Source organism: Alcaligenes sp. NLF5-7, from assembly GCF_024266725.1.
Lineage (GTDB): Bacteria > Pseudomonadota > Gammaproteobacteria > Burkholderiales > Burkholderiaceae_B > Alcaligenes > Alcaligenes phenolicus.
Genome location: NZ_CP100755.1, coordinates 300,085 through 314,911 on the forward strand (window position 1 = coordinate 300,085; position 14,827 = coordinate 314,911).

Below are 14,827 nucleotides of genomic sequence, written 5' to 3' on the forward strand. Positions count from 1 at the left end.
TCAGGCACGAACCAGCAACAGGGCCATGATCAATACCAGCATGCAGGCAAAAATAAACTTCAGGCGATTCTCAGGCAGACGGTAGGCCAGACGCACACCAAACGGCACCAGCAGCAGGCTGCCTATCGCCATCGGTATGCCGACCTGCCAGGTAGCCTGACCATGAAACGCGTACGTCGCCAAGGCGACCAACGTGCCGGGAATAATCATGGACAGGGCCAAGCCTTGCGCACCGGTCTGGCTATAACCCATACGGCTGGTCAGGAACGGCACCACCAGCACCGCACCGCCCACACCAAACACGCCTCCGGCCAAGCCCGCCATCATGCCTACCGCGATATACCACAGCTGGCCAAACGACTCCGGGTCCGGACGCGGCTTGTCACTGCGACGACGCCGCCGGGAAAAACCCAGACTCTGGTCGAAATAATACAGGGCAATGGCCATCACAAATACCGAGTAAATGCGACGCAGCAAGATCGCATCCATGCCCAGAGCCAGACGTGCGCCCAGCCAGGTAAAGATGATGGAGGAGATCGCCCCCAATGCTGCCCGACGAAAATCAATGTGGTTGCGACGATGGTACTGGCGCACGGTCAGCAGCACCGCAGGCACCACCATGATCAGGGCCGTACCTTGAGCGGTTTGCTGGTCCATACCCAGAATCAGGCCCAGCAATGGAATAGCCAGCAAGCCGCCACCGATCCCCAGGACCCCGCCGGTATAGCCAATAAGCGCGCCTCCCAGCAAGCAGGCCAGGATCAATTCAATACTTATCATGGCGGTTACAGATTACGCAGACGGTCGACAGCGTCTTCCACCCGGTCTACCGCCCAGATTTCCAGGCCTTCGATCGCCTGACGCGGGGCGTTGCTCTTGGGAATCAAGGCAATGCTGAAGCCCAACTTGGCCGCTTCGCGCAAACGCTCCTGCCCACGCGGGGCCGGACGAATTTCACCGGCCAGGCCGATTTCCCCAAACACGACCAGGCCACGTGGCAAGGGGCGGTTATTCAGGGAGGACAAAATAGCCAGCAACACCGCCAAGTCAGCGGCTGGCTCGGTAATCTTGACGCCCCCTACAGCGTTCACGAACACGTCCTGATCGTAAGTGACCACGCCAGCATGACGATGCATCACCGCCAGCAGCATGGCCAGACGGGAGCTTTCCAGCCCCACAGACAGGCGACGCGGATTGGGTACATGGGCCGAGTCCACCAAAGCCTGAATTTCCACCAGCAAAGGCCGTGTGCCTTCCTGGGTGGCCATGACGCAGGAACCGGCTACTGACTGGGAATGCTGGGACAAGAACAGGGCCGAAGGATTGCTGACTCCTTTCAAGCCTTTTTCCGTCATGGCAAACACGCCCAATTCATTTACCGCGCCAAAGCGGTTCTTGAATGCGCGCACCATGCGGAAAGAGGAATGGGTATCCCCCTCGAAATACAGCACCGTATCCACAATGTGCTCCAGCACACGCGGACCGGCCAAGGTCCCGTCTTTGGTGACGTGACCGATAAAAATCATGGAAGTACCGCTTTGCTTGGCCAGACGGGTGAGCTGCGCCGCACATTCACGCACCTGCGATACCGAGCCTGGGGCCGCACTGAGCTGATCGGAATACAGGGTTTGAATCGAATCGATTACCACTACGCTAGGCTGGTGCGACTGCAAGGCCTGGCTGATGGATTCCAGTCGAATTTCAGCCAGCAGATCCACACCTTCGGTAGGCACGCCCAAACGGCGAGCACGCAAGGCGACCTGCTCGGCGGATTCCTCGCCCGTCACATACAGAACTTTGGTTTGCTGGGCCAAGGCTGCCATGGCTTGCAGCAGCAGCGTGGATTTACCGACACCGGGATCGCCCCCGATCAGGATCACGCCGCCTTCCACCAGGCCACCGCCCAGGACACGATCGAACTCGCCTATGCCTGTGGGCACACGCGGCAGTTCCCGTGCCTGCACATCTGAAAGACTTTGGACCGGGCTGGAGCCAGCCAGGGAAGCAAAACGATGCGCACTGGCCGCAGCCGGTGTCTCTACCGTTTCCTGCAAGCTGTTCCAAGCCCCGCAGGCAGGGCATTTGCCCGCCCACTTGGGTGTATCTGCCCCGCACTCCGTGCAAACAAATACAACTTTGGCCTTGCGGGCCGCACGAGTACTGGTGGCCATAGAAATTCCTTAACGTCCGGCCAAGCTGCCACCGCCATCCACGCCCAGGTTCTGGCCGGTGATATAAGCAGCTTCATCGCTTAGCAAGAAGGTAACCGCAGCAGCCACTTCGGCCGCCTGCCCAAAACGTCCCAAAGGAATGGAGGACAGGCTGCGCTGTTCGGCTTCGCTGCCGACGGGATGATTGGCACGGAACAATTCGGTTTCGATCGGACCAGGAGAGACCGCATTGACGGTAATGCCGTAAGGAGCCAATTCCAAGGCCCAGGTGCGGGTACAACCCAGCAAGGCACTTTTGGCCGCGGCATAGCTGGTGCGATCGGAACCGCCGTGCACAACACGACTGCAAATATTGACGATGCGGCCTTCCTTGCGCGCTTTCATCGAAGGGATGAAAGCCTGGGCCACTTGCACCGCCACACGTACATTCAGGTCAAACACCTGATAAAGATTGCCCAGGTCCACCTGACCAATCGGTTCGGGCGCGACCATACCTACGTTGTTCACTACCGCATCAACGGGATATTTTTCGCGGATAACGCGCAGCATTTCCTCGGTTTCGCCTGCATTGCTCAAATCGCAGGAGTACAGATATCCGGGGAAATCAATGCTTTCGGTGTGGCGGGCCAGACCCACAACGTGGGCCCCGGCATCAGCCAGCCTTTGGCTGATTGCCCAGCCGATTCCTTTGGTAGCGCCGGTAACGAGTACACATTTATTTTTCATGGCTATGCCTTGTTGGTGTTAATCCTGGATGACGCGCGGCACGCGTGGGGCGACCGCGCAAATCAATTCGTAGCCCAGGGTTCCGGCTGCCGCAGCAACCTCATCCACACTGGGCCCGCCTTGACCGAACAACACCGCCTGACTGCCTACACCGGCGGCGGGCACCGGGGTCAGGTCGACTGCCAGCATGTCCATGGACACACGACCGAGCAAACGAGTGCGCACACCGTTCACGGTAATCGGGGTGCCGGTTCCCGCGTGACGCGGGTAACCATCGGCATAGCCACAAGCCACCACGCCAATACGCATGGCCTGCTCGGCAATGTACGTATGGCCGTAGCCAATGCCCTCGCCCTGCTTGACGCCGCGCACGCTGATCAGCTCTGCGGCCAAAGTCATACCAGGCTGCAGGCCGAAGTCCTCGGCGCTGATGTCCGCAAAAGGAGAGCTGCCGTACAGACAAATACCGGGGCGTACCCAGTGATCCGGACCGGAGGGCATGTATGCACCCAGGTCAGGGCTTAGTGTTGCCGCTGAATTACACACACTGACCGGGCCCGGCAAGCCGTCGGTGATCCGGTTAAAGCAGCGAATCTGCTCCAGCGTGGCGTCGATATTGTCGTCAGCGCGCGCAAAGTGCGTCATGCGCCCCACGGTTCCCAGCTTGCCCGCTTTTTGCAGACGCTGAGCGCGCTCGAAGGCGGCGGGGTAATCGTCCACGCTGAAACCCAGACGGTTCATGCCGCTATTGAGCTTGACCATGGCATTCAAGGCCACCCCGCCCTTCCACTGCTCCAGCATCTTGAGCTGCTCGTGGCAATGAATGACAGTGGTCAGGCCAAACTCGGCCAGCACATCCAGATCTTCAGGCTGGAAAAAACCTTCCAGCAACATGATGGGGCCGGTCCAACCGGCAGCCCGACAACGTATGGCTTCTTTCAGGTCCAGCATCGCCATGCCTTCGGCGGCACTGAATGCCCGCACCGCATTTTCGATGTCATGACCGTAAGCATTGGCCTTCATGACGGCCCAGATATGGGGCCGTTTTACGCCGGATGGAGCCGTGGCGTTATTCAGGCTCTGAATAACCATATCGAGATTGTGACGCAGTGACGCAATATGAATGGTGGCCGAGATAGGACGTGGCATGGTTCTCCCCGAAGCAATACGAAAGTCTAAACCAGCCCTAGTGGAAACGAAAGCCGTATACTGGCGGACTATGTCTATCGAGCACTATGAAAACTTCCCTGTCGCCTCTGTGCTGCTACCTCGTCGGCTACGCCGACCGGTCACCGATATTTATCGTTTTGCCCGCAGCGCCGACGACATTGCTGATGAAGGCGATTTAAGCGCTGCCGAGCGCCTGGAACTGCTGGCGCAGTTCGAAGCCGGAATAGAACAACTGCAATATCACCAGCCCGTCCTGGCCGATACCCCGCACAGTGAAATTTTTGTCCCTCTGGCCAGCAGCATCAGCAACTTCCAGTTGCCGCTCAAGCCTTTTCTGGACCTGCTGTCTGCGTTTCGCCAGGATGTCACCACTCATCGCTATAGCGATATGGCCCAGGTGCTGGATTACTGTACCCGCTCGGCCAACCCGGTCGGCCGTTTGATGCTGCATCTATATCAAGCCCACAGCCCGGAGCTGGTCGAGATGGCCGACTCCACCTGTACCGGACTGCAACTGGTTAATTTCTGGCAGGACGTGGCACTGGACTGGCACAAGAACCGTGTCTATATCCCGCAAGACCTGCTGGCCCAATATGATCTGGATGATGATTACATCCAGGCCCGTACCCAGCTGCTGCGTCAGCCCGAGGCCGATGCCCGCTGGCAGGAAATGATGCAGTTGCTGGTTACCGATGCCCGTCAACGCCTGCAAGCCGGGCTGCTGCTGTCCAGCTATCTGTCCGGGCGCATCAGCCTGGAACTGAAAATGATGGTATTGGGCGGCCTGCGTATTCTGGAACGCCTGGAAGCGGTAAAGTTTGATGTCTTCAGCCATCGTCCCACCCTGTCCCGCCTGGACTGGCTACGCCTGATTACCCGCGGCTTGAGCCGTACCCCTTACCGACCCTGAACGTCCATGAGCCCAGACGAGTATTGTCAGAACAAGGCAGCCCAGAGCGGCTCCAGTTTTTACTACGCCTTTTTGTTTCTGCCGCCTGAACGCCGCCGTGCCATCACGGCGCTGTACGCGTTTTGCCGCGAGGTGGACGACGTGGTGGACGAGGTTCACGAGGAATCGGTTGCCCGCATGAAGCTGGTCTGGTGGCGCACGCAAGTGGCCGATCTGTACGAAGGCCGTGCCCATCACCCGGTCATGCAGGCCCTGGCACCGCATATCAAGGCGTTCGATCTGCCTCAGGACGAGCTGCTGGCCGTGATTGACGGCATGGAAATGGATCTGGACCAGGTTCGCTACCAAAGCTGGACCGAGCTGGAACGCTACTGTTGGCACGCCGCCAGCGTGGTGGGACTGCTGTCGGCGCGTATTTTTGGCCAAACCCAGGAACAGACCAGCGATTATGCCCAAAAACTGGGCCTGGCTTTTCAGTTGACTAATATCATCCGTGATGTGGGCGATGACGCTCGTCGTGGCCGCATCTACCTGCCCCAGGAAGATCTGGACAAGTTTGGTGTGTCACCTCACGAGATCCTGGATCAACAGCATTCGGAGCGCTTCGAGGCCCTGATGGCCTTTCAAACCGAACGCGCCCAGGACTTGTACCGACAGGCCATGCGCGCCCTGCCCGCTGTGGATCGCCGGGCACAACGCCCAGGCCTGTTGATGGCCGCCATCTACCATGCCCTGCTGGTAGAAATTGCCAATGATCGCTGGCATGTACTGGAACAGCGCATTTCGCTGACACCCATTCGCAAATTCTGGTTGGCCTGGAAAACCTGGGTATCGGGCGGCCGCAGCTTGCAACGCAAACTGGGCCGATGAAAGTCGCGGTTATCGGGGCGGGCTGGGCGGGCTGTGCTGCCGCCTGGCGGCTGAAGACGCAAGGCCATCAGGTCAGTGTCTTTGAAGCCTCGCGCCATATAGGCGGGCGTGCCCGCCGCATCCACAGCCCCAATCTGGGGCGTGATACCGATAATGGCCAGCACATCATGCTGGGCGCCTACTCCGTCATTCTGGGTTTGATGGGGGAAATCGGACTGGACGAAGCATCCCGTCTGGAACGCAAGGATCTGGACGTGATCTCGGCCGATGGGCGCTTTCGCCTGCGCAATCGCCCCTTGCCTGCCCCCTTCCATTTATTGACTGGCCTGCTAGGCGCCCAGGGCCTGAGCTGGTCGCAGAAAATCAAGCTGGCACGTTTTTGCCGCTGGCTGATGAAACAGCAATGGCGCACCCCGGATGGTCTGACGGTTTTGCAGCTCCTGGAGCAGCATCAGCAAGACAGCCAGGTCATCCGTTTGTTCTGGCAGCCGCTCTGCGTGGCGGCCATGAACACGCCCATTGAGCAAGCCTGCGCCCAACTCTTTGCCCATGTCTTGCGCGACAGCCTGGGCGGTCCCCGGCAAGCCAGCCAAACCTTGATTCCCTTGATGGATTTAAGCCAGCTCTGGTGCGAGCCCGCCCTGCGTGACATTCAGCTACAGCTGGGCCACAGAGTACAAAGACTGGAACTGACAGAGTCAGGTGTACAAATTGACGGCCTGCAGTTTGATGCAGCCATTGTGGCCTGCCCTCCCGTCCAGGCTGCGCGCCTGCTGCATAGCCTACCCAGCAGCCCGGCCAGCGAACAACTGCTGGCCGATCTGGAAGCCTTCAGCTACATCCCTATTGCCACCCTGTATCTGGAATTGGAACAGGCCTGGAATCTGCCCCATTCCATGTTGATGCTGGACGATAAAAGCGGCAGTGGTGGCCAATGGCTGTTTGATCACAGCGCCCTGAAACCGGGCAGCGGTGAAACGCTGGTGGGGATCGTCATCAGCGATGCTGTGCGCCTGCAAGCGCTGGACCGCGAGCAAGCCATTGCCGCGATCATCGAGCAGGTACGCAGCCAGACCCGGCACCTGAAAGCCATGCCTGCCATACGGGCCAGCGAGCTGATTATCGAAAAACGGGCTACGTTTGCGGCTGTGCCCGGTCTGCGTCGCCCTTCGGTAGCGACACCTTGGCCAGCTATTCGTCTGGCAGGCGACTGGACCGATACCGGCTACCCCGGTGTGCTGGAAGGCGCTGTGCGCAGCGGTCTGAAAGCCGCGCATCTGTAAGGGCCACGACTGAGCACTACTGCGCCGACGGTGTCAGCAAAGTTTGCGCAGGCTTATGAGCGGCCAGAAACTCCGATTGAAACAGGCACATGCGCACCACATCCCGATATTGGCCGTTAATGAAGAACTCGTGCTTGAGCTCGCCTTCCACCTGAAAACCAAACTTCTGATAAATGTGAATGGCCTTGTGGTTTTCCTTGTCCACAATCAGCACGATCTTGTACAGGTTCAGCACTCCAAAGCCGTACTCGATAGCCAGCTTGGTCGCCCGCGAGGCAATGCCCTTGCCCTGGAACTCCGGCGCAATAATGATCTGGAACTCTGCCCGGCGGTGTACATAATCAATTTCCACCAGTTCCACCACGCCGGACGGCTGCCCTTCCCACTCCACAACGAAACGACGTTCACGCTGATCGTGAATATGCTCATCGTACAGAGCCGCCAGCTCGCCATAGGTTTCGTAAGGTTCCTCGAACCAGTAGCGCATCACGCTGGCGTTATTGTCCAGCAAATGCACAAAGCGCAAGTCTTCGCGCTCCAGCGGGCGTAATTTAACGTGAGTCGTTTTACTCATGATTTTTCTATCCTTTCTCTATGTTCGATAGACGAGCCGCCTATCTGCCTATACCAAAGGCCATAGACATCATGCCCGCATATCGTGTGTTTTTGATGAAGGCCTGATAGAAAAAGTTCAGTTGGCTGCAAAACCGCAGCCCGACCAGTCTTGCGGCAAAACCGGCCAAAAACGCAAAAACCCCGATTTCTGCTTTCCTGCATAGCAAACTGAACATCAGTCAGGCCAGCAGGAATATCAAAATCGGGGTTTGAAACTACTACCTGGCCGCTATGGCTGCGCCAGCCCGGAGCTAGCGCAGGTAGCGGGCATCAGGTTGGGGCGTGTTCCTCGATGTAGCGACGTACTTGAGCTACATCCGAATCCATCACCACCACTTTCTGTGGCAAGTCTGCCAGACCGGCCAGGTGCGCAGGCACCGGAGCGGGCTGACCAATCGCTTCTTCGATTGTCTCGGAGAACTTGGCAGGCAGCGCGGTTTCCAGCACCAGCATGGGGATGCCTTCTTCGCGGAAGTTCTGAGCCACCTTGACGGCGTCTGCCGTGTGCGGGTCGATCAGAGTCTGGTACTGCTTGTTCACCTGAGCAATGGTGTTCAGACGATCCTGGTGCGAGCTGGCGCCGGCCACAAAACCGAATTCTTCCTGGAAGCGTGGCAGATGCTCGCTCAGGTCGAATTGGCCTTCTTTGGCCAACTGCTCCCACAATGCCTTGACCTTGCTGCCATCACGGCCCAGCAAATCAAACACAAAGCGCTCGAAGTTGGAGGCACGGGAAATGTCCATGGATGGGCTGGACGTGGCGTAAGTTTGCTCGGAACCACGGGGACGATAAATACCGGTGCGGAAGAACTCTTCCAGCACGTTGTTTTCGTTGGTGGCCAGAACCAGCTTGGCGATAGGCAGCCCCATCTGACGAGCAATGTGGCCCGACAGAATATTGCCGAAGTTACCCGAAGGAACGGCAAAAGAGACTTTCTGACCCGCCTGGCTGGTGCTTCGCAGCCAGCCCCAGAAGTAGTACACCACCTGAGCCGAAATGCGGGCCCAGTTAATGGAGTTCACGGCGCCCAAATGCCATTTGGACTTGAACTCCAGATCACCCGCCAAGGCCTTGACGATGTCCTGGCAATCATCGAACACACCTTTCACCGACAGGTTGTGGATGTTTTCGTCTTGCAAGGAGTACATCTGAGCGCGTTGGAAAGCACTCATGCGACCGTAAGGCGAGAGCATGAACACGCTGACGCCACGCTTGCCGCGCAAGGCGTATTCAGCCGCCGAACCCGTGTCGCCGGACGTGGCACCCACAATGTTCAAAGTGCTGTTGCGCTGTGTCAGCACGTATTCGAAAACCTGGCCCAGGAACTGCATGGCCATGTCTTTAAAAGCCAGGGTTGGGCCTTGGGACAAGCCCAGCAAGGAGAAACCGGGTTCCAGTTCCTTGACCGGTACCACCTGCTCGCTGTCGAACACGCCGGGGGCATAAGCACGTGCCGTCAAGGCGGACAGTTCATCAGCCGGAATATCGGTGACGAACAGGCCCAGCACTTTGGCGGCCAGTTCGGGGTAGCTCAGGGCGCGCCAGGACTCCAGCGTTTCTGCACTGACTTGAGGGTAGCTCTCTGGCATGGCCAAACCGCCATCCGGAGCCAGGCCTTCCAGCAAGATGTCCGAAAATGGCTGGGCCTTCATGCCGCCACGAGTAGAGATGTAATTCATTACAGGTTCTCCACGCGCAGACGGGTCACGGCAGACTGAACAAAAGGCAGATTCTGAATCTGGCTGATCGCGCCATTGATGGCACCTTCACGCGCTTCATGCGTCAGGAAGATGATGTCAGCCTGTTCACCGGCTGGCTCCTGGAACATGGAACCGATCGAGATCGAGGCTTGCGCCAGAATGCGAGCCACATCAGCCAGAACACCAGGACGGTCATCCACACGCAAACGCAGGTAGTACGAGGACACCACTTCATCCATAGGCAGGATGGGCGTATCGGACATGGCGTTGTGCTGGAAGGCCAGGTAAGGCACGCGATGTTCCGGTTCTGCCGTTTGCAGACGGGTCACATCCACCAGGTCCGCCACCACCGCCGAGGCGGTTGGCAAGGCGCCGGCACCGGCACCGTAGTAAACGGTTTGGCCCACGGCATCGCCATGCACCAGCACCGCGTTCATGGCACCTTGGACATTGGCCAGCATGCTTTGCAGTGGAACCAGTGTGGGGTGTACGCGCAGTTCGATACCTTCTTCACGGGCGCGGGTAATACCCAGCAGCTTGATGTTGTAGCCCAGGCGTTGTGCGTGTTGCAGGTCTTCCAGTGCCAGGCTGGTAATGCCTTCCACGTGAGCCTTGCTAAATTGCACGGGGATACCAAAGGCCAGGGAGGCTAGCAGGCTCAGCTTGTGCGCAGCATCCACACCTTCAATGTCGAAAGTAGGATCGGCTTCGGCGTAACCCAGACGCTGGGCATCGGCCAGGGCTTCAGCAAAGCTGACACCACGGTTGCGCATTTCGGACAGGATGTAGTTGGTGGTGCCGTTGATAATGCCGGCCAGCCACTGAATACGGTTGGCCGTCAGGCCTTCGCGAATTGCCTTGATGATAGGAATACCACCGGCCACAGCGGCTTCGAAGGCCACCATGACGCTACGCTCGTGAGCAGCGGCAAAAATCTTGTTGCCATGCTTGGCCAGCAGCGCCTTGTTGGCGGTGACCACGTGCTTGCCCTGGGCAATGGCTTCCATGACCCACTCGCGTGCCAGGGTGTCGCCACCCACCAGCTCGACCACAATATCGATCTCGGGGTTGCGCACCACATCCATGCCGTCTGTGGTCAGGGTGACCTCGTCCCCCACCAGCGCGCGTGCCTTTTCCAGGTCACGCACAGCAATAGCGACCACCTCAATACGGCGACCGGCGCGGCGAGCGATTTCATCTGCATTGCGTTTCAATACGTTCCAGGTGCCGCTGCCAACCACACCCAAACCCAGCAAACCTACTTTGATAGGACTCATTGAACAAATCCGTCCTTACGGAACATTTCTTTGATGCCGCGTACCGCCTGACGGGTACGTTGCTCGTTTTCGATCAGCGCAAAGCGCACATAGTTGTCGCCATACTCACCAAAGCCGATGCCGGGGGATACGGCTACTTTGGCATCGCTCAGTAAGCGCTTGGCAAACTCCAGCGAACCGATGTCCTTGTAGAACTCGGGAATCTTGGCCCAGATATACATTGATGCCTTGGGGACATCGACCATCCAGCCTGCTTCATGCAGGCCCTTGGCCAATACGTCGCGACGGCGGCGGTACTGCTCCACCACCTCGCTGACACAATCTTGTGGTCCTTCCAGCGCCGCAATGGCGGCCACCTGAATCGGTGTGAAGGTACCGTAGTCGTGATAGCTCTTGATACGTGCCAGGGCATTGACCAAGGACTCGTTCCCCACCATGAAGCCAATACGCCAGCCGGCCATATTGTAGCTTTTGCTCATGGTAAAAAACTCGACTGCGACATCGCGCGCACCTTCCACCTGCATGATGGAGGGGGCCACGTAGCCGTCAAAGGTAATGTCGGCATAGGCCAGATCGTGTACCACCAGAATATTGTGCTCGCGTGCCAGCGCCACAATACGCTCAAAAAAGGACAGTTCCACACACTGGGCCGTCGGATTGCTGGGAAAACCCAGAATCATCATTTTGGGCTTGGGAATGGACTCCCGCACGGCTTTTTCGATTTCCTCGAAAAAGTCCACGCCGGGGACCATGGGCACCGAACGGATATTCGCGCCGGCAATGACGGCACCATATATATGAATCGGGTAGCTGGGGTTGGGCACCAGAACGGTGTCGCCCTTGTCCAGGGTTGCCAGCATCAAGTGGGCCAGACCTTCTTTGGAACCGATGGTAACGATCGCTTCACTATCAGGATCCAAGTGCACATTGTAGCGGCGCTCGTACCAATTGGTCACGGCTCGGCGCAGACGCGGAATGCCTTTGGAGACAGAATAACCATGAGTGTCCGGGCGGGTGGCCGCCTCGACCAGCTTTTCCACGATGTGCGCCGGTGTCGCGCCGTCCGGGTTCCCCATGGACATGTCGATAATGTCCTCGCCACGACGGCGGGCGGCCATTTTCAGCTCGCCTGTAATGTTGAACACGTAAGGCGGCAAACGCTCGATGCGCGGAAAGCGAATCATGACATTCCTTGAGAAGAAAACAGCGAAGACCCAAACCAAAAGGTGCGAAGTAAATCAAAGAGTTTAATCCATGATTGACTTACTGAGAATCACTGCAAACAGATCAGGTGCCGCATCGTCCCTGACTCTTTGCGCTATCATCGACCCTGTAACGGGAGAGACTCATCGTGCAACTGCAACGCGAACACAATCCAGCCATGAATGCCATCACCGCTTACGGTGAGGACTATGTGGCAATCAACTTTCAAAACCACGATCATTCCATCTTCTTTAGCCCTGAAGGTCCTGTGCAGGACCTGGCCATTCAAAGCGCAACCGAGCTGACAGCCCCGTTGCTGCGCCGGATTGCCGGACTGGAATCGGTCAAGCAAGACCCCATGGCCTTTCTGGACGACGCCCCACCGGCGCGCCCTGACAACGCCCCCGAATTGATCTTGATTGGGACTGGCCAGCGCCAACACTTTCTGCACCCGGCTGTCACGCAGGAAATGCTGCAGTGGGGCATAGGTGTGGAAATCATGGATACCCAGGCCGCCGCCAGAACCTACAATATCCTCATGTCCGAAGGCCGCAAAGTTGTCGCCGCCTTACTCATACAGGAAAAAGCATGACAGCCCTACAAATTGGTGCCCCCATCCCCGACTTTTCCGTGCCCTCCACCCAGGGCGAGTTCAGCGCCGCTGACCTGAAAGGAAAAATGACAGTGTTGTACTTTTACCCCAAAGACAACACGCCGGGCTGCACCACCGAGTCCCAGAATTTCCGCGATGCCCTGCCCGAATTTCAGGCTGCAGGCGCACAAATCATTGGCGTTTCGCGCGACTCACTCAGTTCGCACGAACGTTTTATCGACAAGCAAGCCCTGACTTTCCCTTTGCTTGCCGACACCGAAGAGCGCTTGTGCGAACTGTTTGGGGTCATGAAAATGAAAAACATGTACGGTAAACAGGTACGTGGCATCGAGCGCAGCACCTTTTTGATCGACGCCCAAGGTGTGTTGATTCAAGAATGGCGTGGCATCAAAGTGCCCGGCCACGTCCAAGCTGTATTACAGGCTGTTCAGCAAGCCGCCTGAAACCTTACCGTGCCGACTTGCAGGTCGGCACACAACCAGGAGTACGTGTTATATGCCGCTACCAACGTTGCCCACCAAGCTGGGAACCCTGCTTAGCGAAAAAGATGACAGTGTCATCCTTGCCGATCCACCCGTACCACTAGACGAACCCGACACTCCCCCCGCCAGCCCCAAAGCCGCCACCAGCAAAGCGGCTGCTACGCCACGCTCCAAAAAGCCTGCGCCCGTCAAAACGGCGCCCGCGGCCCCCGCAGCAGCGCCTGCGCCCGCCAGTGTGGCCAAAGCAGCTCCCAGCAAAAGCGCTGCCGCCATCCCTGCCCAGCCCCCCAAGCCTGTCGCCGGCGCAGCCAGCAAACGCACCCGTCTGGCCCCCACCCAGCGCAAATTGTTTGTGCTGGATACCAACGTCTTGCTGCACGACTCCAATTCGCTGTTCAAGTTTGAAGAGCACGACATCTTCCTGCCCATGATGGTGCTGGAAGAACTGGATCACCAGAAAAAGGGCCTGTCTGAAGTGGCTCGCAATGCGCGTCAGGTCAGCCGCTCCCTGGAAGGTCTGGTGGGCGATCATGGTCTGGACAAGCCCATCAATCTGGATGGCATCGGCAATACCGAAGCGCGTGGCGCCGTCACCTTCCAGACCAGCGCTCTGGATACCACCCTGCCTATCCAGCTGCCGCTGGGCAAGGCGGACAACGCCATTTTGGCCGTGGTCAATGCCCTGACCCAGAGCATGCCCAAACGCGAAGTGGTGCTGGTGTCCAAAGACATCAATATGCGTCTGAAGGCCAAGGCACTGGGCCTGCTGGCCGAAGACTACCGCCACGATCACGTTCTGGATGACTCCGACCTGCTGTATGACGGTGTCATGCCCTTGCCGGACAATTTCTGGACCAAGCACGGCAAGAACATGGAGTCCTGGCAACAGGGTGGCACCACCTTCTACCGTATCAGCGGGCCGCTGTGCAGCCAGTTCATGGTCAACCAGTTCGTGTTTACCGAAGGCGACGATCCCTTGTACGCCCAGGTACGCGAAACCGCTGGCAATACCGCCGTACTGGCCACCTTGCGCGACTACAGTCACGGCAAGAACAACGTCTGGGGCATTACGGCTCGCAACCGCGAACAGAACTTTGCCCTGAATCTGTTGATGAACCCGGATTTTGATTTCGTCTCCCTGCTGGGCCATGCCGGTACGGGTAAAACGCTGCTGGCCCTGGCCAGTGCGTTGACCCAAACCCTGGAGACCAAGCGCTACAACGAGATCATCATCACCCGTGCCACCGTGCCTGTCGGAGATGACATTGGCTTCCTGCCCGGTACCGAGGAAGAGAAAATGCAGCCCTGGATGGGTGCGCTGGAAGACAACCTGGAAGTCCTGCACCTGGGCACCGGCAAGTCCTCCAGCAACCTGAACAACCCACAAGGCACCGAGGCTCCGCGCAACTCCACCATGGAACTGGTGCGCTCCAAGATCAAGGTCAAATCCCTGAGCTTCATGCGCGGTCGTACCTTCATGAACAAGTTCCTGATCATCGACGAGGCGCAGAACCTGACGCCCAAGCAGATGAAAACACTGGTGACGCGCGCCGGTCCAGGAACTAAAATTGTCTGCTTGGGCAATATTGCCCAGATCGACACGCCCTACCTGACCGAGGGCAGTTCGGGGCTGACCTACGTAGTAGACCGATTCAAAGGCTGGCCGCATGCAGGCCACATTACCTTGCAACGTGGTGAGCGCTCCCGTCTGGCCGACTACGCCAGCGACGCACTCTAAACCGAATCGCTACTCACTCAAACCGGGTCCAGGACCCGGTTTTTTTTTACCGCCAGGCTGCATCAAGG

The 14,827-nt window shown here is 58.1% G+C and carries 14 protein-coding genes; 6 read left to right on the forward strand and 8 right to left on the reverse strand.

Annotated elements, in window-relative coordinates; all coding sequences use genetic code 11:
• Genes MID00_RS01460 through alr form a run of 4 tightly spaced genes read right to left on the reverse strand, consistent with a single transcriptional unit; the run spans position 1 to position 4,046 of the window.
• Positions 1 to 780: a sulfite exporter TauE/SafE family protein gene (locus MID00_RS01460; RefSeq protein WP_009461644.1), complete on the reverse strand. Its 780-nt coding sequence runs from the start codon at positions 778 to 780 to the stop codon at positions 1 to 3.
• Between the two features lie 5 nt (positions 781 to 785).
• A complete protein-coding gene (gene radA, locus MID00_RS01465) occupies positions 786 to 2,171 on the reverse strand; it encodes a DNA repair protein RadA (RefSeq protein WP_009461642.1) in 1,386 nt (461 codons plus the stop codon).
• Between the two features lie 9 nt (positions 2,172 to 2,180).
• Positions 2,181 to 2,897 (reverse strand): SDR family oxidoreductase, encoded by a 717-nt coding sequence (locus MID00_RS01470; RefSeq protein ID WP_009461640.1) that lies wholly within the window; start codon positions 2,895 to 2,897, stop codon positions 2,181 to 2,183.
• Between the two features lie 18 nt (positions 2,898 to 2,915).
• Complete coding sequence (gene alr, locus MID00_RS01475) at positions 2,916 to 4,046, reverse strand: alanine racemase (RefSeq protein ID WP_009461638.1); 1,131 nt, start codon at positions 4,044 to 4,046, stop codon at positions 2,916 to 2,918.
• 70 nt (positions 4,047 to 4,116) lie between these two features.
• Here alr and hpnC point away from each other — a divergent pair, with 70 nt between their 5' ends.
• Genes hpnC through hpnE form a run of 3 tightly spaced genes read left to right on the forward strand, consistent with a single transcriptional unit; the run spans position 4,117 to position 7,130 of the window.
• Entirely contained in the window at positions 4,117 to 4,977 is an 861-nt protein-coding gene (hpnC, locus tag MID00_RS01480; RefSeq protein WP_251196127.1) for a squalene synthase HpnC, read from the forward strand.
• 6 nt (positions 4,978 to 4,983) lie between these two features.
• Positions 4,984 to 5,847 (forward strand): presqualene diphosphate synthase HpnD, encoded by an 864-nt coding sequence (gene hpnD, locus MID00_RS01485; protein WP_035270728.1) that lies wholly within the window; start codon positions 4,984 to 4,986, stop codon positions 5,845 to 5,847.
• On the forward strand, positions 5,844 to 7,130 hold the full coding sequence (gene hpnE, locus MID00_RS01490) for a hydroxysqualene dehydroxylase HpnE (protein ID WP_009461632.1): 1,287 nt from the start codon (positions 5,844 to 5,846) through the stop codon (positions 7,128 to 7,130). Before hpnD ends, hpnE begins: the two co-directional genes overlap by 4 nt.
• 16 nt (positions 7,131 to 7,146) lie before the next feature.
• Here the strand turns inward: hpnE and speG are convergent, their stop codons facing one another.
• The 4 genes from speG to alaC all read right to left on the reverse strand — a co-directional run bounded on the left by speG (position 7,147) and on the right by alaC (position 11,907).
• Entirely contained in the window at positions 7,147 to 7,704 is a 558-nt protein-coding gene (gene speG, locus MID00_RS01495; RefSeq protein ID WP_009461630.1) for a spermidine N1-acetyltransferase, read from the reverse strand.
• Between the two features lie 311 nt (positions 7,705 to 8,015).
• Positions 8,016 to 9,425, reverse strand: coding sequence for a threonine synthase (gene thrC / locus MID00_RS01500; RefSeq protein WP_254499574.1), 1,410 nt, complete (start codon positions 9,423 to 9,425; stop codon positions 8,016 to 8,018).
• Complete coding sequence (locus MID00_RS01505) at positions 9,425 to 10,723, reverse strand: homoserine dehydrogenase (protein WP_022983573.1); 1,299 nt, start codon at positions 10,721 to 10,723, stop codon at positions 9,425 to 9,427. The genes thrC and MID00_RS01505 overlap by 1 nt, the downstream gene beginning before the upstream one ends.
• Entirely contained in the window at positions 10,720 to 11,907 is a 1,188-nt protein-coding gene (gene alaC, locus MID00_RS01510; RefSeq protein ID WP_026484343.1) for an alanine transaminase, read from the reverse strand. Before alaC ends, MID00_RS01505 begins: the two co-directional genes overlap by 4 nt.
• 167 nt (positions 11,908 to 12,074) lie before the next feature.
• Here alaC and MID00_RS01515 point away from each other — a divergent pair, with 167 nt between their 5' ends.
• The 3 genes from MID00_RS01515 to MID00_RS01525 are packed head-to-tail and all read left to right on the forward strand — an operon-like array spanning position 12,075 to position 14,759.
• On the forward strand, positions 12,075 to 12,518 hold the full coding sequence (locus MID00_RS01515) for an Mth938-like domain-containing protein (protein ID WP_009457563.1): 444 nt from the start codon (positions 12,075 to 12,077) through the stop codon (positions 12,516 to 12,518).
• Complete coding sequence (locus tag MID00_RS01520; RefSeq protein ID WP_009457565.1) at positions 12,515 to 12,982, forward strand: peroxiredoxin; 468 nt, start codon at positions 12,515 to 12,517, stop codon at positions 12,980 to 12,982. The genes MID00_RS01515 and MID00_RS01520 overlap by 4 nt, the downstream gene beginning before the upstream one ends.
• A gap of 52 nt (positions 12,983 to 13,034) precedes the next feature.
• Positions 13,035 to 14,759, forward strand: coding sequence for a PhoH family protein (locus tag MID00_RS01525; RefSeq protein WP_254499575.1), 1,725 nt, complete (start codon positions 13,035 to 13,037; stop codon positions 14,757 to 14,759).
• The last annotated feature ends 68 nt before the right edge of the window (positions 14,760 to 14,827 follow it).